The 25,405-nt window shown below is 45.5% G+C and carries 21 protein-coding genes and 2 pseudogenes; 9 read left to right on the top strand and 14 right to left on the bottom strand.

What is annotated here, in order from left to right:
* Positions 1–2: 2 nt before the first annotated feature.
* Positions 3–308: a hypothetical protein gene (locus GXP22_10240; protein NOX09843.1), complete on the bottom strand. Its 306-nt coding sequence runs from the start codon at positions 306–308 to the stop codon at positions 3–5.
* 166 nt (positions 309–474) lie between these two features.
* Here GXP22_10240 and GXP22_10235 point away from each other — a divergent pair, with 166 nt between their 5' ends.
* Both GXP22_10235 and GXP22_10230 read left to right on the top strand, forming a co-directional pair.
* Positions 475–1,080, top strand: coding sequence for a peroxiredoxin (locus GXP22_10235; GenBank protein ID NOX09842.1), 606 nt, complete (start codon positions 475–477; stop codon positions 1,078–1,080).
* A gap of 901 nt (positions 1,081–1,981) precedes the next feature.
* Positions 1,982–2,065 (top strand): annotated as a pseudogene (locus tag GXP22_10230) (VPLPA-CTERM sorting domain-containing protein).
* Positions 2,066–2,088: 23 nt separating this feature from the next.
* Here GXP22_10230 and GXP22_10225 read toward each other — a convergent pair.
* The 5 genes and pseudogenes from GXP22_10225 to GXP22_10205 all read right to left on the bottom strand — a co-directional run bounded on the left by GXP22_10225 (position 2,089) and on the right by GXP22_10205 (position 9,789).
* Positions 2,089–2,511, bottom strand: a pseudogene (locus GXP22_10225) (HipA domain-containing protein).
* 264 nt (positions 2,512–2,775) lie between these two features.
* A complete protein-coding gene (locus tag GXP22_10220) occupies positions 2,776–3,834 on the bottom strand; it encodes a mechanosensitive ion channel family protein (protein NOX09841.1) in 1,059 nt (352 codons plus the stop codon).
* 172 nt (positions 3,835–4,006) lie between these two features.
* A complete protein-coding gene (metH, locus tag GXP22_10215) occupies positions 4,007–7,681 on the bottom strand; it encodes a methionine synthase (GenBank protein ID NOX09840.1) in 3,675 nt (1,224 codons plus the stop codon).
* Positions 7,682–7,834: 153 nt separating this feature from the next.
* Positions 7,835–8,800: a diguanylate cyclase gene (locus tag GXP22_10210; GenBank protein NOX09839.1), complete on the bottom strand. Its 966-nt coding sequence runs from the start codon at positions 8,798–8,800 to the stop codon at positions 7,835–7,837.
* A gap of 5 nt (positions 8,801–8,805) precedes the next feature.
* Complete coding sequence (locus GXP22_10205; GenBank protein ID NOX09838.1) at positions 8,806–9,789, bottom strand: response regulator; 984 nt, start codon at positions 9,787–9,789, stop codon at positions 8,806–8,808.
* 57 nt (positions 9,790–9,846) lie between these two features.
* Between GXP22_10205 and GXP22_10200 the strand changes: the two genes are divergently transcribed.
* The gene (locus GXP22_10200) at positions 9,847–10,557 is read left to right on the top strand and encodes a DUF445 domain-containing protein (protein NOX09837.1); all 711 of its coding nucleotides are present in this window, start codon (positions 9,847–9,849) and stop codon (positions 10,555–10,557) included.
* 43 nt (positions 10,558–10,600) lie between these two features.
* Here GXP22_10200 and GXP22_10195 read toward each other — a convergent pair whose 3' ends face one another.
* From GXP22_10195 to hemC, 4 genes are all read right to left on the bottom strand, one after another.
* Complete coding sequence (locus tag GXP22_10195; protein ID NOX09836.1) at positions 10,601–11,815, bottom strand: hypothetical protein; 1,215 nt, start codon at positions 11,813–11,815, stop codon at positions 10,601–10,603.
* Between the two features lies 1 nt (position 11,816).
* A complete protein-coding gene (locus GXP22_10190) occupies positions 11,817–12,914 on the bottom strand; it encodes a hypothetical protein (protein NOX09835.1) in 1,098 nt (365 codons plus the stop codon).
* An 11-nt stretch (positions 12,915–12,925) separates the two neighbouring features.
* Positions 12,926–13,705, bottom strand: a complete 780-nt coding sequence (locus GXP22_10185; protein NOX09834.1) for a uroporphyrinogen-III synthase — start codon at positions 13,703–13,705, stop codon at positions 12,926–12,928.
* 133 nt (positions 13,706–13,838) lie between these two features.
* A complete protein-coding gene (gene hemC / locus GXP22_10180) occupies positions 13,839–14,768 on the bottom strand; it encodes a hydroxymethylbilane synthase (GenBank protein NOX09833.1) in 930 nt (309 codons plus the stop codon).
* A gap of 42 nt (positions 14,769–14,810) precedes the next feature.
* Between hemC and GXP22_10175 the strand changes: the two genes are divergently transcribed.
* The gene (locus GXP22_10175; protein ID NOX09832.1) at positions 14,811–15,299 is read left to right on the top strand and encodes a thioredoxin fold domain-containing protein; all 489 of its coding nucleotides are present in this window, start codon (positions 14,811–14,813) and stop codon (positions 15,297–15,299) included.
* A gap of 1 nt (position 15,300) precedes the next feature.
* On the opposite strand, the gene GXP22_10170 is transcribed toward GXP22_10175, so the two are convergent.
* The gene (locus GXP22_10170; protein ID NOX09831.1) at positions 15,301–16,026 is read right to left on the bottom strand and encodes a response regulator transcription factor; all 726 of its coding nucleotides are present in this window, start codon (positions 16,024–16,026) and stop codon (positions 15,301–15,303) included.
* The gene (locus GXP22_10165) at positions 16,026–17,084 is read right to left on the bottom strand and encodes a sensor histidine kinase (GenBank protein NOX09830.1); all 1,059 of its coding nucleotides are present in this window, start codon (positions 17,082–17,084) and stop codon (positions 16,026–16,028) included. The genes GXP22_10170 and GXP22_10165 overlap by 1 nt, the downstream gene beginning before the upstream one ends.
* Positions 17,085–17,182: 98 nt before the next feature.
* On the opposite strand from GXP22_10165, the gene argH reads away from it, so the two are divergent.
* The 3 genes from argH (at position 17,183) to GXP22_10150 (ending at position 22,383) form a co-directional block, all read left to right on the top strand.
* Positions 17,183–18,574: an argininosuccinate lyase gene (gene argH, locus GXP22_10160; protein ID NOX09829.1), complete on the top strand. Its 1,392-nt coding sequence runs from the start codon at positions 17,183–17,185 to the stop codon at positions 18,572–18,574.
* Positions 18,575–18,671: 97 nt separating this feature from the next.
* Complete coding sequence (locus tag GXP22_10155; GenBank protein ID NOX09828.1) at positions 18,672–19,487, top strand: sensor domain-containing diguanylate cyclase; 816 nt, start codon at positions 18,672–18,674, stop codon at positions 19,485–19,487.
* Positions 19,488–19,524: 37 nt separating this feature from the next.
* On the top strand, positions 19,525–22,383 hold the full coding sequence (locus GXP22_10150; protein ID NOX09827.1) for a class I adenylate cyclase: 2,859 nt from the start codon (positions 19,525–19,527) through the stop codon (positions 22,381–22,383).
* On the opposite strand, the gene GXP22_10145 is transcribed toward GXP22_10150, so the two are convergent.
* Positions 22,369–23,031: an alpha/beta fold hydrolase gene (locus GXP22_10145; GenBank protein NOX09826.1), complete on the bottom strand. Its 663-nt coding sequence runs from the start codon at positions 23,029–23,031 to the stop codon at positions 22,369–22,371. The genes GXP22_10150 and GXP22_10145 overlap by 15 nt on opposite strands.
* 208 nt (positions 23,032–23,239) lie before the next feature.
* On the opposite strand from GXP22_10145, the gene GXP22_10140 reads away from it, so the two are divergent.
* Both GXP22_10140 and lysA read left to right on the top strand, forming a co-directional pair.
* Positions 23,240–23,365 carry a lipoprotein gene (locus GXP22_10140; GenBank protein ID NOX09825.1) on the top strand — a complete coding sequence of 42 codons (126 nt, stop codon included), beginning with the start codon at positions 23,240–23,242 and terminating at the stop codon, positions 23,363–23,365.
* A gap of 4 nt (positions 23,366–23,369) precedes the next feature.
* A complete protein-coding gene (lysA, locus tag GXP22_10135) occupies positions 23,370–24,620 on the top strand; it encodes a diaminopimelate decarboxylase (protein ID NOX09824.1) in 1,251 nt (416 codons plus the stop codon).
* On the opposite strand, the gene GXP22_10130 is transcribed toward lysA, so the two are convergent.
* A complete protein-coding gene (locus GXP22_10130) occupies positions 24,604–25,284 on the bottom strand; it encodes a VPLPA-CTERM sorting domain-containing protein (protein ID NOX09823.1) in 681 nt (226 codons plus the stop codon). The genes lysA and GXP22_10130 overlap by 17 nt on opposite strands.
* Positions 25,285–25,405 lie beyond the last annotated feature (121 nt).

Here is a 25,405-nt window from a genome sequence, read left to right as displayed (position 1 = left end):
CCCTAACTCGATAATGGTTGCCAACCACCATTGAATTTATCCAGATCCTCTTCCTTCAAACGCCGATTAACATACAGGGCATCCAGGGTATCTTCAGTAATCTCAATATTTTCACCCTGATATTGCCATTTCCCATGAATCACCAGACGAAACAGCGTCTCCATAATATCATCCAGACGAATCGAGTGATTCTTTGCCAACCCCTTGAAATCATTTAAAAATAATGAATCACCTTGTTTTAGATAGTGATCCCGTGCCAGGGCCTCCAATGCAACGTCCCAAAGCGGTGTTTCCATTTCTTCAATCATTTTATACACACCTGTAATTTTAACTTAACGCGACTTAATCGAACCATTCAGGGAAACCTTTAGCTAAAAATGAAAAATAATATTAATCAGGACAATACTTGACTATAATTATAAGGTATTATATGGTCTCTATTTTTACCAATCTGAAATACTAAGGAGAAATACTGTGAGCGTACTTGTTGGCCGCCCAGCCCCGGATTTTACTGCCCCCGCCGTTCTTGGTGACGGTAGCATCGTAGATGAATACACCCTTTCAACCGAGATCAAGGGCAAAGCTGCCGTGATCTTCTTCTATCCTCTGGATTTCACCTTTGTCTGCCCATCCGAGCTGATCGCCTTTGATCATCGCCTGGCCGAGTTCAAAAAGCGTAATGTTGAAGTGATTGGTGTCTCTATTGATTCACACTTTACCCATAATGCATGGCGTAACACTGCCATCAATGATGGCGGTATTGGTGCCGTCGGTTACCCATTAATCGCCGATATGACCCATGGCATCTGCAAGGCATACGATGTGGAAACACCTGATGGTGCCGTTGCATTCCGTGGTTCATTCCTGATCGACAAGGAAGGCCTGGTACGTCATCAAGTCGTTAATGACCTGCCATTAGGTCGTAACATTGATGAGATGCTGCGCATGATTGATGCCCTGCAATTCCATGAAGAGCACGGTGAGGTTTGTCCTGCTGGCTGGACCGAAGGTGACAAGGGTATGGATGCCAACCCTGATGGTGTTGCTGCTTATCTTAAGGATAATGCCGACAAACTATAACTCTTTGGTTATTCCCGCGAAAGCGGGGATCTAGTAAAAAAGGCCGCCGGGATTAAATGCCAAGCGGCCTTTTTTATTTTTAAGACATTTCGTGTTTTTTTACACATCCACCACCACTACACCACAATAGCTTCCCAAAAAAACAACAACCAATTGATTTTATTAAAAATAAAATTAATGGCGCAATTATTGCTTATTACCTCAATATACAAATAAAAAGCCTATCGCTTAAATTGAGGAGAAAAAAATGAATAAGAAACTTTTAACCCGCATTGGTGCCGCTCTTATCAGCGTCCTGATTACAAGTACAGCCAGCGCCCATTTAATTGCTTACTACCCCTTTGACGGCAATGCCAATGATGTCTCCGGCAACGCTAATAATCCCACCGCTATTGTGGGTGCAGTTCAGGCACTTGGATACACCGGACAAGCCTATGATTTTAGTGGAAGCAGCTATATCGAGATCCCCATTGATATTAACCCAAGCTCAATGCCTACACTCACCATGGGTGCCTGGGTACAGACAGATGTACTAAACATGGGTAAAGTGATATCAAATGACAACATATTTTATGATCGCACCCTTGGTCTGGATAATCGCGGTGGTGCCCTGGGCTGGTCGGCATTCACCGGTGCCGGTGTTCTCGGCAACACCCCGGCCTATACCGGTACATGGAACTTTATCGCCGTTACCTACGATCAAGTCGCGGGTAATGTCGTACTTTATATCGACGGGATAACTCAATCAACAAATGCTACACAGGGATCGGGTTATACAACAACCTTCATTGGTAAAAACCCTGGTTTTGGAGAATTTTTTGATGGTCGTATAGACAATGTATTTTTCTATGATGAAGTGCTTGGCACGGCTGCGTTAGATAATATTCGCCTCAATGGCATTTCTGCGGTACCCGTACCCGCAGCAGTCTGGCTCTTCGGCTCTGGTTTACTGGGTCTAATGGGTGTCGCAAGACGTAAAAAATAATCCGGACGGCCTGCCCGGTAGTGTTACACAGAATTATTTACCGGTTCTATATTAAAAGCGGGGGCCATAAACGGCTGTTCGGCTCTGCTTATTCCAGCCTTTGTAGCAATAAGCCCCCAATTCCTAACACTCGATAGAACCTTGTTTTTAATTTGTAGCGCATCATCTTCATTAATATTTCAATGTAATCCGCTGGCAGGTGCTAATAACCACCCTCCCTTGTGATAGATAAAACCATGGTTTCTTAAATGATCATCCGTATTCGAGACAGCAATATTAAAAACCATTCGACGCCATAGCTCAGCCAGGTCATCTTTTGTGTTGGACCCATGAGCCGTTAAAAACTGAGCTAACTCCAGGTAACTTGCACTTTCGTCCCAACTCATCATCACTTGCCACTTTTGCAAAGTCTGCAACCAAACCAAGCACACTAAGTACGGCAACATAATGACCAATAGAAACTGTTAAATCACCCTGCTGAATTTTTCGAACAGTTAATCGACTTAGGCCGGTGCGTTCGGCAATCAGTGTCTGACTATACTTGCGCCGTTTACAGGCAAGCTTAATATTCTCCCCCAGAAGAGATAAAATCTTCTGATTGCTGGGAAAAACAGGGGCACTTCGTTTTTTTTCTATAGCCTAAGGGGACACAGCCAAAAATCGGCTATGTCCCCGGTTCGGAGTGGAGATAACCAACCGACAATCCAGGGCTAACCCTCACCCATCTCCCGCACATAGACATCACGTTTAGGATAAGGAATCTCAATCCCTTCTCTCATGAAGCGTTTGTAGATGGCGGTATTTACTGCATCCTTTACCCGCCCCCGAACCACTGGCTCGGCAATCCAGCACAGTAGGTCAATATCCAGACCTGAATCACCAAAGGAACGAAAGCGAACCCTGGGTTCCGGTGTATCACACACATCTTCGATCTGCTCGGCAATCTCAATCAGTATCGCCCTGACCTGATCTATATCTGAACCATAGGCGACACTCACTTTTACTCGTAGACGATTCTTGGAATAAGGGCCACCGGTCTCGTTAGTAATCTTGGCATTACCCATCACCGCATTGGGTACGGTGATCTCCACATCATCCCGAGTCAAAAGCCGGGTACTACGAATCCCGATATGCGTCACCATACCGCGCTCAGCGGTATCAAGCACAATAAAATCACCAATACGGTAAGGGGCATCAGCCAGAATAAAGACACCTGAAAACAGATTAGCCAGGGTATCCTTGGCGGCAAAACTAATGGCAATACCCATCACACCTGCTGAGGCGACCCAGGCGGTGACATCAATATTCCATACCAAAAAGATAAAATAGAGCGCGATAATAAAAACAATAATGGAACCCAGGTTTTTAAACAGAGGCAGGGTCTGGCTCTTTATATATGAATCTGTTTTTTCACTGAATAGCGTTAACAACTCTGCCAGTAGCCGCATTGAAAACCGACTCCAGACCACGACAAGGAAGGTCTGGATAATGGAGACCATTAATTCCAGCGCACGATCAGGAAGGCTCAATAGTCCAAGTGATAAGCTGGTACCAAATAAAATAATACTGACATACACAGGTGTTTCAAGCAGACCAACCAGTACATCATCAAAACCTGAACGGGTACGCTTCACCCATTTCTTCAGATTGCGAATAAGTAACCACTTAATCAATCGAGCCAATAAGACAAAGCCCAGCAAAAGCACCAATGCCTGTAGATAATCATTAGAGACATAGGACTTAATAATACCGATCAAATCTTCACTCATTGAACACCCCCCATCCTTACTATTCTTCTACTGCGAGAGGTATGGGTTACTCCTCTTTATCAGAGACCGTTGGCCGCATGGACGCGGCCATCGAGCCTACATGGACGTATTTACGGCGTGTCTCTGATAAAGAGGAGTAACCCATGCCTCGAATCGAAGGCCACCAGAAGCATCATTCCAACTCATACCCCAAATTAGCAACCAACCAACGCTCCATATCCGTCACCGAATACCCCTTACGCTCAGCATACTCCTCGACCTGATCCCTGTTAAGCCTCCCCACCGCAAAATAATGCGCATCAGGATGGGCAAAATACCAGCCACTAACCGCAGCCGTGGGCACCATCGCCTTCGATTCTGTTAACCAGATCCCGGTCTTTTCCTTCACTGGCAAAAGATCCCATAACAGATCCTTTTCCGTATGATCTGGACAGGCAGGATAACCCGGTGCCGGACGAATACCCTTGTATGTTTCTTTAATTAGTTGATCATTATCCAGTGACTCATTACCACTGTAGCCCCAAATATCCTTACGCACACGTTTGTGCAGAGATTCTGCCAAAGCCTCAGCCAGCCGATCAGCCAACGCCTTCAACATAATCGCCTGATAATCATCATGCTCTTTTTCAAAACGCTCAACATGCTCATCAATACCAATTCCAGCAGTGACAACAAAGGCACCCATGTAATCCTTCAAACCGGATTCTTTCGGTGCCACAAAATCAGACAGACACTTGTTGGCACGACCCGGTGGCTTTTGCGTTTGCTGACGTAGCTGATGCAACTCAATCAATACCTGTTCCCGAGTCTCATCGGTATAGATCTCGATATCATCCTCATTCACCTGATTAGCCGGGAACAGGCCAATAATCGCCTTCGCCTTTAACCATTTCTCAGTGACGATTTTATCCAGCATCTGTTGTGCATCATTAAATAATTTCTGTGCCTCTACACCGACCTTTTCATCCTTAAGGATTTTAGGGTAACGTCCAGCTAGTTCCCACGCCTTAAAGAAAGGTGTCCAGTCGATATGTTCTCTAAGATCTTCTAGCGACCAGTCATCAAACACCTGCACGCCCATCTCCCGGGGCTGTATAATTTCTGTTTTATCCCAGTCAATCTTAATCCTGTTTTCGCGTGCAGCTTCAAGGGTCAACCAGTCCGTCTTACGCACCTTACCCTTGTGACGCTCTCTAACCAGTTCATATTCCTGCTTGAGGTTATTGATGTAATCCTCACGTAAATCTTCACTGATCAGATTTTGTGCAACACCTACAGCACGCGAGGCATCCTTCACATAGACCGAGACACCTTGATAATTCGGCTCAATCTTTACCGCAGTATGCACCCGCGAGGTGGTTGCACCACCAATCATTAATGGCATCTTGAGACCCATGCGCTGCATCTCTTTTGCCACATGCGTCATCTCTTCCAGTGAGGGCGTAATTAAACCGGACAGACCAATCAAATCTACATCTTCTGCCAATGCAGCATCGAGTATTTTCTGAGTTGGCACCATCACACCCAGATCCACCACCTCGAAGTTATTACACTGCAACACGACACCGACAATGTTCTTGCCAATATCATGCACATCACCCTTCACCGTTGCCATCAGGATCTTGCCCTTGGAACGCGTACCTTCACCTTTCTCAGCCTCAATAAAGGGCAACAGATGAGCCACCGCCTTTTTCATCACCCGAGCACTCTTCACCACCTGGGGCAAAAACATTTTACCTTCACCAAACAGGTCACCCACAACATTCATGCCATCCATCAATGGCCCTTCAATCACATGAATCGGACGATCAACAGAAAGACGCGCCTCTTCGGTATCTTCGACAACATAACTATCAATGCCTTTTACCAGCGCATGTTCCAGACGTTTTTTAACCGGCAGATCACGCCATGCCAGATCCTCCTTCTGCACGCTGGCAACGGCATCACCCTTATAACGCTCAGCAACATCGAGTAAACGATCCGTAGCATCATCACGCCGATTTAATACGACGTCTTCCACACAGTCACGCAACTCAGCCGGTATATCCTCAAACACTGCCAACTGCCCAGCATTGACAATACCCATATCCATACCTGCCTTAACGGCATAATAAAGAAATACGGCATGGATCGCTTCGCGCACAACATTATTGCCGCGAAAGGAAAAAGATACATTGGATACGCCACCGGATATCCTGGCATGAGGCAAGTTTTGCTTGATGCTAGAGATTGCCTCAATAAAATCGAGTCCGTAATTATTGTGTTCCTCAATCCCGGTGGCAATGGCAAAGATATTCGGATCGAAGATAATATCTTCTGCTGGAAAATCAAGTTGCTCGGTTAGAATTTTATAAGCGCGGGAACAGATCTCAATCTTGCGCTCACGGGTATCCGCCTGCCCTTGCTCATCAAAGGCCATCACAATGACTGCCGCACCATATTTTCTGGCGAGTTGAGCATGTTTGATAAAAGCCTCTTCACCTTCCTTCATGCTAATGGAATTAATAATGCCCTTACCTTGTATGCACTTCAGACCAGCCTCAATAATCTCCCACTTGGATGAATCAATCATCACCGGAACCCTGGAGATATCCGGCTCAGAGGCAATCAAATTCAGGAAGTCAGCCATCGCCTTCTTGCCATCCAGCATCGCCTCATCCATATTGATGTCGATCACCTGCGCACCATTCTCGACCTGCTCACGCGCAACATCCAGCGCTATATCATTCTCACCTTCCAGGATCAGCCGTTTAAAACGCGCTGATCCAGTAACATTAGTACGCTCACCAATATTCAGGAATAAAGAATCATCATTCACATTTTCAGCCTCAAGGCCCGCTAACCTCAAAGTATAATCATGTGCAGGAATCTGACGCGGCTTACATTCTGCAACCACATCCACAATTGCCTTAATATGTGCCGGGGTTGTTCCACAACAACCACCAATAATATTAAGGTATCCGTGCTGTGCCCACTCACCAATCTCCTGCGCCATCTCTTCAGGTGATTCATCATACTCACCAAACTCATTGGGCAGACCGGCATTGGGGTGCGCGTTAACTCCACAATCGGCAAAACCGGATAACTCAACAATATGCTGGCGTAGTTGTTTTGCACCCAGGGCACAATTAAAACCAATCGAAACCGGCTCCATGTGCCGCAGAGAATTATAAAAGGCCTCCACAGTTTGCCCGGAGAGTGTGCGCCCACTGGCATCGGTAATGGTGCCGGAGATCATGACCGGAAGCGTATGACCACTATCCTCAAAATAAGACTTCACGGCAAAGACCGCTGCCTTGGCATTCAGGGTATCAAAGATGGTCTCGATCAGGATAAGATCAGCGCCGCCATCCACCAGACCACGAGTTGCCTCGTAATAGGTATCACGCAGAGCATCAAAGCTGATATTTCTAAAACCTGGATTATTAACATCAGGACTCATACTGGCAGTACGGTTAGTCGGCCCCAACACACCCGCGACAAATCGCGGTTTATCTGCTGTACTAAACTCATCCGCTGCTTCTTTGGCAACACGCGCTGCTGCCACATTCAACTCATAAACCAGTTCTTCCTGCTGATAATCAGCGAGTGAGATAGAAGTAGAATTAAAGGTGTTAGTCTCAACAATATCGCAACCCACCTCAAGATAGGCCTTATGAATATCGCGAATAATCGTTGGTTGGGTAATCGATAAAAGATCATTATTACCTTTCAGATCGCAGGGGTGATCGCTGAAACGCTCTCCACGATAACCATCTTCATCCAAGCCATAGCTCTGAATCATGGTACCCATCGCACCATCAAGAACCAGGATTCGTTTTTCTAATGTCTGAATAAATTTGTTCATTTCGTAACCAACCCACTAAACCCTAAAAGGTATGGATTGCCCATTCTTAGCAGAGACCGTTGGCCGCACGGACGCGGCCATCGAGCCTACATGGATGTATTCACGGCGTGTCTCTGATAAGAATGGGCAATCCATGCCAGGAACTAATTTAATTTACTTATCGGGATCATAAGCAATAGCAAGATTACGCCCCGCCTCTTTCACTTCGTACAACGCCTTATCCGTATACTGAATCCAGTCTTCAGGAGTCTTGGCATTATCATCCATCGCAGCAACACCAATACTCACAGTGTACTTAATAACTTCACCCTCAAACACAACTTCCAACGCTTCAATTTTTTTGCGAAAACGTTCGGCAAAATAAAGTGCGCTATCACGTTCTGTTTCGGGAAGAATAAGGCCAAACTCGTCACCACCATAACGACCCGAAATATCTGTACTACGAATCGATGACTGCAAGGTATGTGCAACCGATTTAATCACTTCATCACCGGCCAGATGACCAAAACCATCATTTACATTCTTGAAATTATCAATATCAAACATAATCAGGCTCACCTGACTCTTGTAACGTTTGTAACGATTAAACTCCAGCTCCAAACACTCCGACCAGTAACCACGATTATTAATACCCGTTAGTGCATCGCGACGACTAATCAGTTGCAGTTGATTATTCGCTGCCTCAAGATCACGTTTACTACAGGCGGCATCGGTCACGTCATAGATAATCAGCCCAACATGATTGACCTCGGTATTAACCGATACCAGAGGTATCAGGCTGACATTCTGAAACATATATTCTGCATGCCCGGTTACCGGACGCTGATTTTTTATCTGAAATAGATAAGGGCGTTGTTCCCATATCGTGAAGGCGCGATTATTTAACGCAATAACAGATTCGAATTTATTCTTAAACCACTTTTCAGGAAGATCAGGGAACAGTTTGAAGATACTATTGTTCAGTGCATTGGCATAAGAGATACCACTATGGTTTTCAATAAAACGATTCCAGGTATGCACCTTATAGTCACGATCAAGCACCACCAGCCCCACATCAATGGACTGCAACATATCCATTAACCAGTGAAACTCTTTTACATCAATCATTGCGCTAGACATAATAATTACACCATTATGGGCATACGAGTCTCGATTGCCTGAATCGAATCCTCGGTAAACAATAACAACAGGTCACAATTAATATTGTATCCCTCGATGGCATAACTCATTTCAATCGTTAAAATCTTGCTCCACTTACTGGTATTGCGCTCAATCAACGAAGCAATATCAGTATGACGACCGAGAACCACTGGATGCCCCTGACTAAAGATCGTGCCCAGTTGATCAGCAATACCCTTTATACAAACACCAATCAACAGGTTCGCCAGATCCATTAATAGCTCAAGTTCATGGTCCGCCTCACTATCGGCTTCATACTTCATTAGCTTCGCCATATCGTCATAACTGGCATCATGAAAGATCATCAATGCCTCACCGGCAATGCCAGAACCAATAAAGCCCTGACATACAGCAGATACAGCATCCTTATTCTGCACCTCCGCCAAGACCATATGTAACTCACAACCCTCAATATTATTCACCTTGGGCACCGGCATTAAGACAAAGGCCCCTAGAACCTGCGCCAACAGACTAGCCGCCTGCCCCATAGCAATATTGGCAATCTCCTGACAGTATTCCTGGACATTAACCTCAACACTTTGTTCTCTGCGTAATGACTGACCCTCAAAGCTTATGCCTTCATCGCGCAATAAACCGATCAACTCGCCCATATTGACCGGCTTCTTGATAAATGCCAGCGCACCCAGATCCATCACCCTGCTCTGTGCCTCAGCCTGTATATCACCCGAGACGACCACGACATCAATGTCTATGCCCTGATCCTGAATCCACTGCAAGACCTCATAACCATCCATCTCTGGCATATTAAGATCAAGGAATAAAAAGCGCACGTCGACACCCAGGTTCTCAATACAATCCAGTCCATTAACCGCAAAACTGATATCAATATCCCATGAATCAGGCAACGCCCTTGCTAATTGCTTGCGCGCAAGTTTTGAGTCATCACATATTAAAATTGGTGTAGCCATATCGTTAGGCATTATACTGGATTAATGACATTCCTCACTTAAATTTGGGACATATTTGTGAATAAAAGCCTGTTAACTAACATAATCAGCTTAATTATCCTGGCAATGGGTATTGTTTACGCCAATACACTCATTCTCTACATCGGTCTATTTTCTCTATCCGGCGCAATTACCAACTGGCTGGCGATACACATGCTGTTTGAAAAAGTGCCTGGTCTGTATGGCTCAGGTGTTATTCCTGCACGCTTCGAGGACTTCAAAGGCGGCATTCGCAGGCTGATGATGCAGCAGTTTTTCACCAAAGAAAATATTGATCGCTTCCTGAGTGATAGCAACAGCCCAACGGATCACTTTCAGTTTACACCCATCATCAAAAAAATTGATCTGAGTGAATCCTTTGACGCACTGGTAAAGGTCATCATGGAGTCCTCTTTCGGTAGTATGTTGGGGATGTTTGGCGGTGAAACGGCATTACAACCCCTCAAGGAACCCTTTATGGATAAAATGAAGGAATCCCTGATTACCATTACTGAACGCGATTCCTTCAGAGAACTGTTGCGCCAGGAGATTGAACAGCCGGATGTACTTGAGGATATGCGTACCAAAATCGCTGATATTATCGAAAAACGCCTGGATGAACTCACACCACAACTGGTCAAACAGATCATACAAGATATGATTCAACAACACCTGGGCTGGCTGGTTATCTGGGGGGGTGTGTTTGGTGGATTAATTGGTGCCGTTAGCGCACAAACCATAGTAAGGTAGGGTGTGCGCATTGCGCACCAACTGCTGGTGCGTGGTACGCACCCTACGACTGCATTGATGATGCGCATTGCGCACCAATATCGCAAGCCAGCGCCAAACCCTCACGATAATATTGATGTGATAACTCCTCTTCACCCAACTGCTCCATCAATGTAGCCAATATCTGATAAACCTCCAGACTCGGCATTATCCCCAAACTGGCCTCCAGATAACTACGCGCCTTGCCCCATAACTGACAACGAATCGCCAAACGTCCTAGACCCATCAACAATATTGGGTTTTTATCATGCCCGGACAAAAAACCTTCGGCTAATGATAATTGAGCCACTGCATCTTTAGACTCGACTTGAGCATAGGCATTGATCAAGCGTTCACTCCATTGCTCCCGCAAACGATTTTCAATCACCCTCTCGGCTTCATTCTCCCGACCAAGATTCTGTAACAATAATGCATATCTGAGCAGTAACACCTCATTTTTCTTATACACTTTTGGTAATCTCTTCCAGACACTATACAACTCATCAGGCTGCGTATTATTCTCAACTCGCTCCATTAAACCGAGATAAACCCGTTGATATAAATGATCCAGCCCATCCACTGACAGTACCTTGCGCTTTTTTAATGCTGGCAATAATGCCTCCAGTTTTTCCCAGGCAAACTGGCGTTGATATAACTGTGACTGCAAGCTCAGCACCATAGCATCTTTTGGATAATCAGCATGTAACTGCTCCAACCGTCTCTGCGCAGACTCTTCATTATTATCCTGTATAAGAAACCAGGACTGTGCCAGACCTACGGCAAGATCTGCATCAGGCATACTGGCTGTAGCTAGTCGCAGATAATGATCTCTAAATTCAATCGAATGCTGTTGATGCGCGGCAAGGGCGGCCGCAAGATAATGGATCACAGCAAGATCACTACCTTCAGCATGTTGTGACAACAACTTTTCCGAGCGCGACCAGTTACTATCAATCAACAAGAAAAGACCTTTCATTAATTCCTTTTGGGATTTAACCTTGCTCCGACGCTTACCCCATAAACGGATACTTTTTGGGCCATTTAAAAAACCGGACACAATGCGAACGAGAAAAGAAATAACGAAATAAGTAAGCACGGACAACACAGCAAACAAACTTAGGCTGGTCTCAATCCTCCATCCGCCATATTGAAATAATGCATAACCTGTATCTTCAATCAAAAACAATGAGGCGATGACACTCACTAGTAACAACACCAACGCAACAATAAAAAACCGCACCTTACTGAACTCCCTGCGCTGTCTGATCAATCTGTGCCCGCAACAACTTTAGTGAACCTGATATATCAGGAAAAGCAGGATTAATATTCAGTGCCTTGAATTGATCCAGCTCACCTTTTACTGCAATAACCTGCGTATCGGTCAGATCAAAATACAACTCTATCCATCGAATAGCGGTATTAATTGATGCCTTATACAAGTCTTGTTGATTGTTCAGCAATGCGACCCGCATCATCTCCAACTTTAATTGGAGGTTATTACGCAGCAGATATTCATTCTCGATCATCAACATCGGAATAGCTACTTCATCCTTATGCTGAATAACCAGTAGCTTTCTAAACTCTGCCCAGATTCGTTCCAGCACCAGTTCCCAATCCGTTAAATCCACATCCTCCATATTAAATGCCGAACCATTTAACTTGAATTCTGCCACCCTGATATCCTTGTTTAATGGCAGCCTTGAAACACTATCGCCTATAGCAATCAGACGAATCGCCGTTGATTCTATATCAGCCTGATCCAGCGACCTGAGCGTGAGTAATTCACGGGCAATCTTTTTGCGTACCGGTAACAGGCTTGGATCTTTTTCATTTAACAATAAGCCATCCGTTTTTTCCAAGGCAGCGATAGCACTATCAATATCCCGGTTAAACTGTAATTGTTGATTAGCAATATAAAGCAGGTAACGCGCCTCATGCAGATGAACACGATCACCACTAATGGAAATAACAGAGGACAGTTTTTTAAACTCTCTTTCCGAAACTTCCTGCTGTTGCTGCAATAATAACAATTCCTTTTGCAAGGGTGCCACACCGGTAGACTTACCCGCCTTTAATGAATCAAACGACTGTTGTAATTGAGTCAGCTCTTTTTGCAAGCGAAACTGCACCTTCTTTTGAGCCTTTATATGATCTTGTTGACCCATCCAGAAAAAGCCACCCATAGCACCGAGTAACAAGATAAAGACCAGCCCCATCAACCATCCACCAGAAGAACCCGTTGAGGTCTGTTCCACTTGATCCTTTTTCTGCACAGGTACTTTCTTATCAGCAGCCCCCTGCTTCTTGTCCTGATCCTGTAATTCTGTTTCTTTAGTCATTCAATATTCCATCACATCTGTTGTTGTGCTGTTGCTATCGCCAATAATACATCTTCATCCAGAGCACTTTGGGCAACAACAGGCTCAAGCCCAAAACCCAGCTTGCTTACCAGAGGCTTCATCCTCGAACTAACCACCACAAGCAACTGCGCACACAAAATATTTCGCGTCTGATCATCCACCATATCCATCAGATTTTGTAGACTCTCATTACTATAAGCGGTAATAATAAACTTGTCCTGCTGTAAAAACTGCTTAAGCCCCTCAAGATCACAATCAAGCGGCCTACGGCGCTGGTAAGCCTCAACATAATGAACCTCAGCACCCCGATCACGCAACTGATTTGCCAGATAATCACGCCCACCATTACCACGAAATATTACAATCCTCTTATCACCGATTGCCTGTAATGCAGGCAATGCCAACAGACCATCACTATCAAATTGATGTTCTGGACATAAATCAACCGCTAAACCCAATCGCCCCATCTCCTCAGCTGAGCGCTTACCAATCACCGCAATCTGTACTGATTGCGGCCAATCCCTGCTTGCCTGTAAAGGCAACATCACACGCTCTACCGCATTGGCACTGATAAATACAGCAATATCAAATTGATCAAGCTGTTGAATAGCCGCCTGTAATAGCTCGGGTTTATCACTAGTCACTATCTCCAGCACCGGAAAGCGAAAATAGCACCCACCCGCACCCTTAATCAAATCACACAAGTGTTGTGATTGCGCATCAGGACGCGTAACCAATACCGGTATTCCTTCAATCAACTTATGTCTCATAGAACCTTTATTATTTCACATGGTGCGTAATACGCACCCTACCCCAATAAATACCACCCGGTAGGGTGCGCACTGCGCACCAACAAAACCAATAGATCCCCGCTTGCGCGAAGATGACAATCTTCCAGATTAACTATTCACTTTCAAGCTCTGCCAAAATCGCTTTCGCCCCCCGCGCCAGAAGATCATCTGCTAACACCTGCCCCAACTCCTCGGCATCCTCCGGTCGCCCACTAATAACCGACTCAATAATCTCACTACCATCAATACGTCCGACCAGACCACGCAATACAATCATACCGTGATCAATCTCTGAATAACCCGCAATCGGCACCTGACAACCCCCCATTAGACGCAGATTCATCGCACGTTCGGCACGTACTCGAATCTCCGTTCCCCCATGTGATAAAGGCGCAATCAAGCGCAAGCGCTCAGTGTCATCAATACGACACTCGATACCAATAGCACCCTGTGCCACCGCCGGTAATAACACATCCTGCGCCAGATATTCAGTAATACGATCCTTCATATCCAGACGAATCAAACCCGCACTAGCAAGAATAATGGCATCATACTGACCCTCATCCAGCTTACTCAAACGGGTATTCACGTTACCGCGCAAATCCTTGATGACCAGATCCGCACGCAAAGCCCGCAATTGACACTGCCGTCTCAGACTTGAAGTGCCGACCACCGCACCCTGCGGCAGATCCAGCAGTTTTTTATATTGATTAGAGACAAAGGCATCACGCGGATCTTCCCGCTCCAGAATCACCGCAAGCCCTAGACCCGCTGGAAACTCTGCCGGTACATCCTTCATCGAGTGCACCGCAATATCCGCCCGACCATCCAGCAAAGCCTGCTCCAGTTCCTTAACAAACAAACCCTTACCACCGATCTTGGATAAAGGACTATCGAGAATTTTGTCCCCCAAGGTAGTAAAAGTGACTAGCTCAACTTCCAGACCAGAGTGAGCCGCCAATAGTTGATCACGAACAAACTCTGCCTGCCACATTGCGAGCGCGCTCTTGCGTGTCGCTATTCGTACAATCTGTTGTTGCATAAAAAAATTCCAATTATTTCTACAATAGCCGATGATTAGGGTATGGAACGATTCTATCAAAAAACCGCCTTGTTTATAGTGACTATACTCATTTTCAGCCTGTCACAGGCCGCAAACCGGGTGCCCCAGCTTATAATAACCACGGATCTACAAGAAACCGCTCAAACAGCCTCCAAAAAAAATCTGCTCATAATCCTCTATGCCGCCTATGTTGACTGCACGTATTGTGCGCTACTGGAGGAAGAGATCCTGTTGCCTATGTTAATTGATGATAGCTATGATGATAAGATCCTTATCCGGAAGATTATGATTGATGACGATGACGATAACATCATCAGTTTTTCCGGGAAACCCGCGACTATTGAACAGCTTAACGCTCACTATCAGATGGATTTTGCACCCACTCTGTTATTTCTCGACCCTGATGGCAATGAAATTGCCAAGCGCATGGTCGGCATCAATACCCCTGAGCTATACGCTGCCTACCTGGATAATAATATCAAGCACGCGTTACGCACAATCCGGGAATAGCCTAGTCGCCCTTAATAAAATCACGCACCTCACCCAAATGCCTGCGACTGACCTCCAGACTCAGTTCAATCCCACGCAGGCAAATTTGCTGCTGCCCTTTTTCATCCCGCTCCAGCCTCTCAATCCAATGCCTTGATACCAGTGCATTGCGATGAATACGAATAAAATCAGCACTAAACTCCGCTTCCAGGCTTTTTAGCGACTCTTCCAACAAATACTCATGTTCACCATCATTAATCACCACATATTTCTGCTCAGCTCGAAAACAACGAATGTCTGACAGTGGAACCAGGTGCAGATCACCATGCCAACGCACACAGATCTGGCTGCGGCCAGCAATATCCTGCAAGACCGCCCGCGCCTGCACCCGATTCAACTGACTCACCTGAGCCAACGCCTCCAGCAGACGTTCCTGGCGTACCGGTTTTAGTAGATAGTCCAGCGCATGCGCCTCAAAGGCGGCCAGGGCATGATCATTATAGGCGGTGGTAAAGATAACGGCGGGGACTTGTTTTAACTGGGTTAGATGTCGCGCCACCTCCAGCCCATCCATGCCGGGCATCCTGATATCCAGCAATACAACATCCACCTCACAATCCACTATCTTTGATAATGCCTGCGCACCATTACCCGCCTCACCACAAACCTGATGTTGATCATCGGTCTCAATCATACGACGCAAATGAGCACGCGCCAGAGGCTCATCATCGACAATCAGAATGTTCATTACTTATCCACCACAGGAATCTCAAGCAAGACCTTAAAAACCCCCTCTGAACACTCAGCCGTAAGCCGTGCAACACCCCCATAACAAATCATAAGCCTTTGTTTTATATTATCAATCGCGATCTGATGCCCCCTGGAAACAGGGCTAGCACTGGCATCCACCGGATTCTCAATAACAATCCTGATCATACCCTCTTGTTGCTCGCCACTAATCTGTATCGTGCCCACCTCCAGCATCGGTTCAATACCATGGTAAACAGCATTTTCAACTAGAGGCTGTAACAGCAAGGGAGGCACCATTAGCTCCATCGGCAGTTTATCAATCGCCCATTCCACTTGTAGGCGATCGCCCAGACGTAAAGACTCAATATGCAGATAATGCCGCACAATCTCCATCTCCCTGGCCAGAGAGATCCTGCCATCCTGATCGCCCAGACTGACACGAAAAAGATCCGCCAAATCCTGTACCGCCTCCTCAGCCTGATCCGGCTGTACGCGTATCAAGGAGATAATAGTGTTGAGCGAATTAAACAGAAAATGAGGTCGTATCCGCGCCTGAAGCTCATGAAATCGAGCCAATGCCTCGGTCTTAATTTGCTGTCGCCATTGATACTGCATGTAGAAATAACGCAGCACCACGGCACTCACCACGGCACTCACTGCCATATTCTGCACAATAAATCCTATATGCCCTGCGCCGGCATAAATACTGTATTCCATCTCATACAGGATCAACCAATAGGCAAGCTCACTAATAACCAGCGTTACCAGTAATAATAAAAAATAGCTGATACTGGCTACAACAACATTATTGTATCGACTCAACACCGGATGCAATAAACACAACAAGGACGCACTGGACAAGGCAATCCACTGCACCAGTAAAGAGACCAGCGCTAATTTATTCCAGAACTCCAACTCTGTCGTTGCTGCCACCAGAGTCAAGACAAAGGCCAACAACTGCGCCACAATGACAATAGTAAAGACGGCTCGAATACCGCAAAATGCGGGTAGAAACACGCCGTTACTGTTTTCTGATGTCTTGATTTCCTGATTCATACGCCATAGTGTCGAATTTTGTATAAAAACATGCAAGTACCTGGATCACAGCTGATGTTATAATTTACCAATTACAATCAGCATACAGGTTAAAGATCATGAGTTCAGAGACCACGGACAAACTCTGGGGTGGGCGTTTTACCGAATCAACCGATGAATTTGTCGAACGCTTCACGGCCTCCATCCCCTTTGACCATATCCTGTACGATCATGATATCAATGGTTCTATTGCCCATGCCCGTATGCTGCAACATGTCGATATCCTGACTCAAGAAGAGTGTGATGCCATCACCAATGGTCTGGAAGACATCCGTAGCGATATCAAAAAAGGCGATTTTAACTGGTCTATTGCGCTGGAGGATATTCACATGAATATCGAGGCTCAACTAACCCAACGTATTGGTGATGCAGGGAAAAAACTGCATACCGGACGCTCACGTAATGACCAGGTAGCCACCGATATGCGGCTCTATCTGCGCGAGGAGATTGACTTTATCCTGAGTGAAGTCCATCGCCTGCAAGAGTCATTAATTACCCTGGCAGAACGCGAAACCGACACCATTATGCCCGGCTTTACTCACCTGCAAACAGCCATGCCCATTACCTTTGGCCATCATATCATGGCCTGGTTTGAGATGATTGAGCGTGATCGTCAACGCCTGATTGACTGCCAGACCCGGGTTAATATTATGCCCCTGGGCGCAGCAGCACTGGCCGGCACCAGTTTTCCCATTGACCGCGCCTATACCGCAAAACTGCTTGGCTTTGAACGCCCCGCCTACAACTCACTAGATGCCGTTAGTGACCGCGATTTCATTATTGAATTCTGCTCCGCGGCGGCACTAATCATGACTCATCTATCACGCTGCTCCGAAGAATTGATCCTGTGGTCATCAGCACAGTTTAATTTTATCGAGTTACCTGATCGTTTCTGCACCGGCTCCAGCATCATGCCGCAAAAGAAAAACCCGGATGTACCCGAGCTGATTCGTGGCAAGACCGGGCGTATCAATGGACACCTGGTCAGCATGCTGACCCTGATGAAGGCGCAACCACTGGCCTACAACAAGGATAACCAGGAAGACAAGGAGCCTCTATTCGATACTGTAGATACCTTAAAGGGTTGCCTGCGCCTATACGCTGATATGATCCCTCATATTATGGTGCGCAAAGAAAACATGCGTGAAGCGGCTCGACTCGGATTTGCCACCGCTACCGACCTTGCCGACTACCTGGTGAGAAAAGGTATACCCTTCAGAGACGCACATGAAATTGTTGGTAAATCAGTCCGTTATGGCATTGATCAGGGCAAGGATCTGGCTGAGATGTCATTATCAGAACTACAACGATTCTCCCCCTCCATTGAAGACGATGTATTCCAGATACTCAGCCTGGAAGGGTCAGTCTCAGCCCGAAACCACCTCGGTGGTACCGCACCTGAGCAAGTACGCATAGCGATTAAACGCGCCAGGAGCGAACTACAGAGATGACCGCGGTAGGGTGCATACTACGCACCAATAAAATAACCTAAAGTTTATCTCACTCATGCCGTAACACGGAGACTACGACTATATATTGAGATAAATAATGACAGAATCGCTGTGTAAAACCCAGATGGCCACCCTGCTGGAAAACTGCTCTGATGCCATCTTTCTGTTAGATCAGGACAAAACCCTCATCAGCCATAACAAGGCCGCTAACAAGCTGATGGATCATAGCCATCAAGATAATGTAGCCGAGATACAAAGACTGCTGGTCGAGCAAAAATCCATCCAATTAACTAATTCTTCCGGTGAAGAACGCATCTATCAAGCCTTATCGATTCCGCTACCCGATTCACCTGAAAACAACATCCATAGTGCACATATACTACGTGACATCACCCATCAACAACAACTTGCCTCCGAGAGAGACACCTTAGCAGAACAATTAGCCACCGAACGTATCACTGATCCCGCCACCGGCCTGCTCAATCAGCGTGGTCTTATGCTGGCACTAGAACCCCAACTCTCACGCTGCCGACGCTACGGCAATACCGTCTCTGTTATCTGCCTTGATGTCTGTGGTGATGGCAACCATAGTGATCTGATTATTGCCATTAGCCAAATGTTAAAAGACCAGTTACGCTGGGCCGATCTGGTTAGCCACATCGAAAATGACATATTCCTGATTGCACTGCCAGAAACAGGCATTAATGAAAGCACAAGCCTGACAAAGAAGATTGACGAACATCTCAATCGATTGATTCAAGAAGAAATATCAGGAGATAACCAACAAATATGGTCCTATTATGGTGTCGCCGAGTGGCGCAAAAATGACCATAGCAAGACCCTGATTGAGCGTGCTATCCTCAATATGAAACATGAAAAAAATGAACAAAACAGTGGGGCACTTGCTTCATAAGAATAATTTTACACTCGTTCCTGTATAGTACGTGTTAATGGCTACCGTAAAAAAAACCCCTGAAAAAAAGGGCAAGTTCCCTGTTGATGCCGAAAAGATCCAACGTATAAGTCGTCGTTTCAAAGGCATCAATCATGAGCGACTACTACGCACGCGAGAGGCCATCGGTGAACGACAACGTGCCTTTATTGATTTATTGCCCCTGTTATTTCATACCAATCATACCCTGTTACCCGGTTACCAGTCTGATGACACTATTAATGGCATCCCCCTCTACACCCCTGACAAAAACTCCATACAGGTCGCTAAAAAAATAGCCCGTGGATTCAAATACAATAACAAACTGAAAAACAGCTATGACATCCTGGCGATCTACCTTATGGGTAGCAGTGGAACGATTGCATACACCAAAAAAAGTGACTTTGATGTATGGATCTGCATCAATGCGGATATTGATCCCGGTCAACGCAAAGAGCTACAACGTAAAGCTGATGATATTGAGGAGTGGGCTACAACACTGCGCCTGGAGACCCATTTCTTTATTATGAGTGATGAAGAATTCCGTCGCGGTGAGCTCAGCGCACTATCCGAGGATAGTAGTGGCACAGCACAATATCACCTACTACTGGATGAATTTTATCGAACCGGCCTGTTAATCGCCGGAAACCCTCCTATATGGCAAATGATCCCTGCTGAATATGAGGAACAATATGAAGAATACAAACAGGAATTAATCGAAAAGCGCCTTATTGAACTCGATGAATTTGTTGATTTTGGTGATCTAGGGGCATTCCCGGTAGGTGAGTTTTTTGGTGCCGCCCTCTGGCAATTGCATAAAGGTATCGATTCGCCACACAAAGCCGTATTAAAAATCATGCTGATGGAGACCTATGCCAACGCCTACCCCAAGGTTGACCTGCTAAGTCTATCCTATAAAAAAGCCGTTTATGAAGGTGAGATAGATATCAATCGCCTTGACCCCTACGTCTTGATGGAAGAAAAAACCGAACAATATCTGAAGGAACAAGGTGATCATGATCGCGTCGAACTGGCCAGGCGTTGCTTTTATTACAAGGTTGACCGCCAACTCAGCAAAACAACCCTCAACAAGACCTGGCAACACAAGGCGATCAAAAAGATCGCCGGCCAATGGGGCTGGGGGGCATCACAGTTTGTAATTCTTGATCAGCGTTCTTCATGGAAGATTCAACAGGTCATCGAAGAACGCAACTCAATGATCAGCTCACTCACCCAGAGCTATCAACTCCTGTCTGCATTTGCGCGTGAACATGCCGACGAACTCACCATTGGTCCGGAAGAGATTAACCTGTTAGGTCGTCGTCTCTATAGTGCCTTTGAACGCAAGGCTGGCAAGATTGAAATCGTCAACCCCAGTGCCGAGATTGACCTGTCAGAAGAGCGGCTATCCATCCATGAGATTCAACACAAATCACATGACGGCTGGGCCTTGTATCAAGGCTACGTTCCATCCATCGCTGACAGCATAATGTCACCACTAAAACGCACACGTAACCTGCTGGAGATACTAGCATGGTGTTATTTCAACCGCGTGCTTAATCCCAAGGCAACCATGGTCAGTCTAAAACCTGATGATTGCACCATGGATACTCACGAGCTACAGGCAATTATCGATGGCCTTGAACATCTTTTTCCCAAGGCTAAAATCCCCCCCATTGATATGGAAAACCTGGCAAGACCGGCACATCTTTACAAGAATGGAATCTTTATTAATGTTGGCCTGGATCCCATGCACTCGTTCACTAAAAAGGGTGTCGTTTTAATCTCGGACAGAACTGATTCGCTGAATTTTGGCAGCCGCTATGAAAACCTGGCACTCACCTTCGAGCAGGTATTAGTCACTTCATGGCAAGAGGTACTCGCTGTAAAATATGAAAGTTACCATGCCCTGGCTCGATGTATCTGCGACTCATTTTCAAGGTACCCAACGACTGAAGACAATATTCCCTGCACGCCCTCTTGCTATAGCTTCTCTTCCAAGAGAGGCAATGATATCGCCAAACGAGTAACCTTGTTATTCAAGGAAATCATCAAAAGTTATTATCAAGAAGATAAAAAACCACAGGCAAGATATATCTATCAAGCAGGTAAAATCTATTACATATTACAGCCTGAAAACAACTTGCTACAATACACACATTCAGGATCATTCAATGCCCTGCTGGAACATCTATCAAAACCACAAGAGGTCTTTAGCCCCATAATTATTGATCGTTATATCCTACAAGACACGCCTTTACCCAAGATTTTTGCCTTAAATCAAGCCGATCATACACAAGTTTTTTACCAACTGATCAAGGATTATGCACAGGTCTATATACTTGATGAAAAGGGTTCATTATTTCATCAGAAGATTCCCTTCCATGATCACTCAAGTCTGCTAGGGCAACTCTATCGTTTTTTAAGCAATATCAATAATCGACGAAGCTTTTTAAATCAATTGGACTCAAACCCACCACCCATAACAGAACCTGGTTTTTACCAGGTTAGTGTTAATACAAAGAATAAAATCAACGTCAAGGTTCAGAAATTTAATCACAAACGCCTGTCTAAAAACTTCCTTGATATCCAGGTCATCAGCGATGCCCAGGATGATGGTCAAACCAGTTTCACCTTGTACTGCAATAAAAAGGAATTCTCCAATATCGAACATGGTGACCAGCTTTTTAACAGTGTCGCCCAATATGTATTAGGCCTGCGTAGTGGCGGCCAACCCTACCCTATTCATATTACTGACATAGATATATCAAACACTGCCTTGGCTAAAGAATCAAAGACCCCATTGCAAACCGTACATTACCTGAACTATAAAAAACGCATTGAGAACATGCTTAATCAGGCGCTAAATAAGCTGTAAAACCTTATTAAACCAATTACGAATATCCATAATCTCTGCCAACGATACGGCATGTGCCATATCATATTCCTTCCACTCCACAGCATAACCCAGGCTCTTTAAATACTGCCTCACCTGCCTGGCAATATCTACTAAGATCACATCATCATGCATACCATGCGCCATCAACAAGGGTACATTAATGTTCTTTTTTAAACCCTCTACCGCAATACCTTCCGCATCAGGTAGATAGGTCGATAGCGCAAGAATACCGGCCAGGGACTCTGCGTATCCCAACCCGGCATGTAAGGCAAGGGCTCCCCCCTGAGAAAAACCGGCGACCACTACTTGCTCAGCAGAAAGATCAAACCGCTCTCTTTCATTATCAATCCACTCCACCAACTGCCGACTGGACGCACGTATCCCCTCAATATCTTCCACTGCATTTGAATCCAGACCATAAAGGTCATACCAGGCTCTCATTACCGCACCACCATTCAAAGTCATCGGACGGACATCAGCATGGGGCAATACCACCCGCACACCCCGCTCGGTTAAACCAAGCTCCGGTATCAAACCCTCAAAGTCATGGCCATCCGCACCCAGACCATGTAACCAGATAACACTCGCACGCACCTTGCCTGCTGGATTAATCTCAACTGCATTCATAAATACCCTCTAACCTGTCATCCTCGCCTATGCGGGGATCTTTATTGGTGCGTAGCACGCACCCTACCTTGAAACTCTAATTAACTACAAGAGACAGGGACCCACTCCACAAAGAACATGTTTTATTTGAAAAATACTTTATCTATAAAAAAAAATCAGGTTTATTGTATACTGATAAACAAATCATTATCCAGACGAGACTACCCACATGCAAAAAAGGACAACACCTTTATTAGTCACTCTACTAATAATGACCTCCATTTTCTTTACTGGCTGCGGGCAAAAAGGCAATCTCTATCTACCCGACTCTACCCAACAAACAACAAACCCATAAAGCTATGCAATACTTCAAACACCGCAATAATACACTCTATGCCGAAAACGTTTCCACAGCATCTATTGCTGACCAATTTGGAACGCCCTGCTACGTCTATTCAAAGTCAGCCATAGAGACACAATGGCAGTCCTACGAAGATGCACTGCAATCACATCCACATCTAATATGTTATTCCGTTAAGGCAAACTCCAATATTGCCATTCTTAACCTGCTGGCAAAAAAAGGCTCCGGTTTTGATGTTGTCTCTATTGGCGAGATTGAACGCGTACTTGCTGCAGGTGGTAAAGCCGGAAAGATCATTTTCTCAGGTGTCGGTAAACAATCGCATGAAATAAAACGGGCATTAGAGGTTGGTATTCGCTGCTTCAATGTTGAATCAGAAGCAGAGCTTGAACGCATCAACCATATTGCTGCATCACTAAATCGTAAGGCACCCGTTTCCATACGCGTCAACCCCGATGTTGACCCTAAAACACACCCTTATATATCCACTGGTTTAAAAGAAAATAAATTTGGCATTGATATCAATGATGCACTATCAATTTATGTTGAAGCCTCACGTATGAACAACCTGGATATTGTCGGCATTGATTGCCATATTGGCTCACAGATTACCGAACCCGCACCCTTTCAAGATGCCTTCAATCGTGTCTTATCACTTGTCGATGAATTAAAAGAAAACAATATCCTCATTCAGCATATTGATATGGGTGGTGGTCTGGGCATCTGCTATAACAATGAAACACCCCCTTCACCCATGGAATATATCCAGCCGTTACTACAACAACTTAGCGACAGCCCACTGGAACTTATCCTTGAACCAGGCCGTTCGATTGTAGGTAATGCAGGCATATTGCTAACTACCGTTGAATACATCAAATGCACAACGTATTGTAATTTTGCCATTATTGATGCCGCCATGAATGATCTATTACGCCCCGCGCTATATCAAGCATGGCAAGATATAAAGGCCATTAGTAAGCATTCATCGGCTAATGAAAAAACCTATGATATTGTTGGGCCCATCTGTGAGAGTGGTGATTTTCTTGGCAAACAACGAACGCTGAGCATAACGGAAGGAGATCGACTAGCCATATATTCAGCGGGTGCCTATGGCTTTACCATGAGTTCAAATTACAACTCAAGACCCCGTGTTGCTGAGGTAATGGTCGATAACGATCAGGCCTACCTGATCCGCAAACGAGAAACGATCAGAGATCTTTTTGAGGGTGAAACTATTTTGCCTGACTGAGTTGACGACGTCTGGCCACACCGACGATACCCATCAGGCCGGCACCAAACAACCAGATACTGGCCGGCAGTGGCACCGCATGAATCCTGGGCTCATCATTACCAAAAAAGGCACTAGTAATCTTATCCTTATGATGCCCCTCTTGTTTAATAGCATTAAAACCAGCGACATGGGCAGCAAAGAAGTAGATATCCACATCCTTCATTTGCACACCATTAATAGTAAAACTAAGTTGGCGCGTACGTGAACTGCCCTTTCCCGCAACACGGATATCAAAATCACCAAACTCACTCATGTTACTGTCTTCTTTAATACCCCACCCCGATGGCAGGCCAGTGATAAAACTACTGCCTGTAGTGCCAGTGTTATGATGAGCACCGTGCTTACCATGATGCTTACCATCACCCCCACCACCGAAACGAGAAGACAAATCATCAATGCCTGGCAGATTAAAACCAAACGCCTGTATGCCATAATTGGAACCTGCAATATTATCCAGCGCAGCAAGGGTTTCAATCAGGAGATCCACCGCATAATTCGACCCATCCCAACGCTCATTCATCGTAACCGACAGATAATCGACATCATCGGCAAGGGCATTCGATTGATTCATCACATTGGTATACTGGGTTGCCTGAACGGCTCCCATGAAAATCAGGCTCAAAAACACCAAACCTGTCTTTTTTAAAATATGCTTAAACACCATAAACTCCAAACCACGTAACCATTCCATTAAGTTACGGCAAAAAAAGGAAGATCTTTAATAAACCCCTCCGCAGTTGTAC

The sequence above is a fragment of the Gammaproteobacteria bacterium genome, assembly GCA_013151035.1.
Classification (GTDB): domain Bacteria; phylum Pseudomonadota; class Gammaproteobacteria; order JAADJB01; family JAADJB01; genus JAADJB01.
Note: the sequence above shows the minus strand (reverse complement) of the source record. Positions and strands in the feature narration are given on the sequence as shown.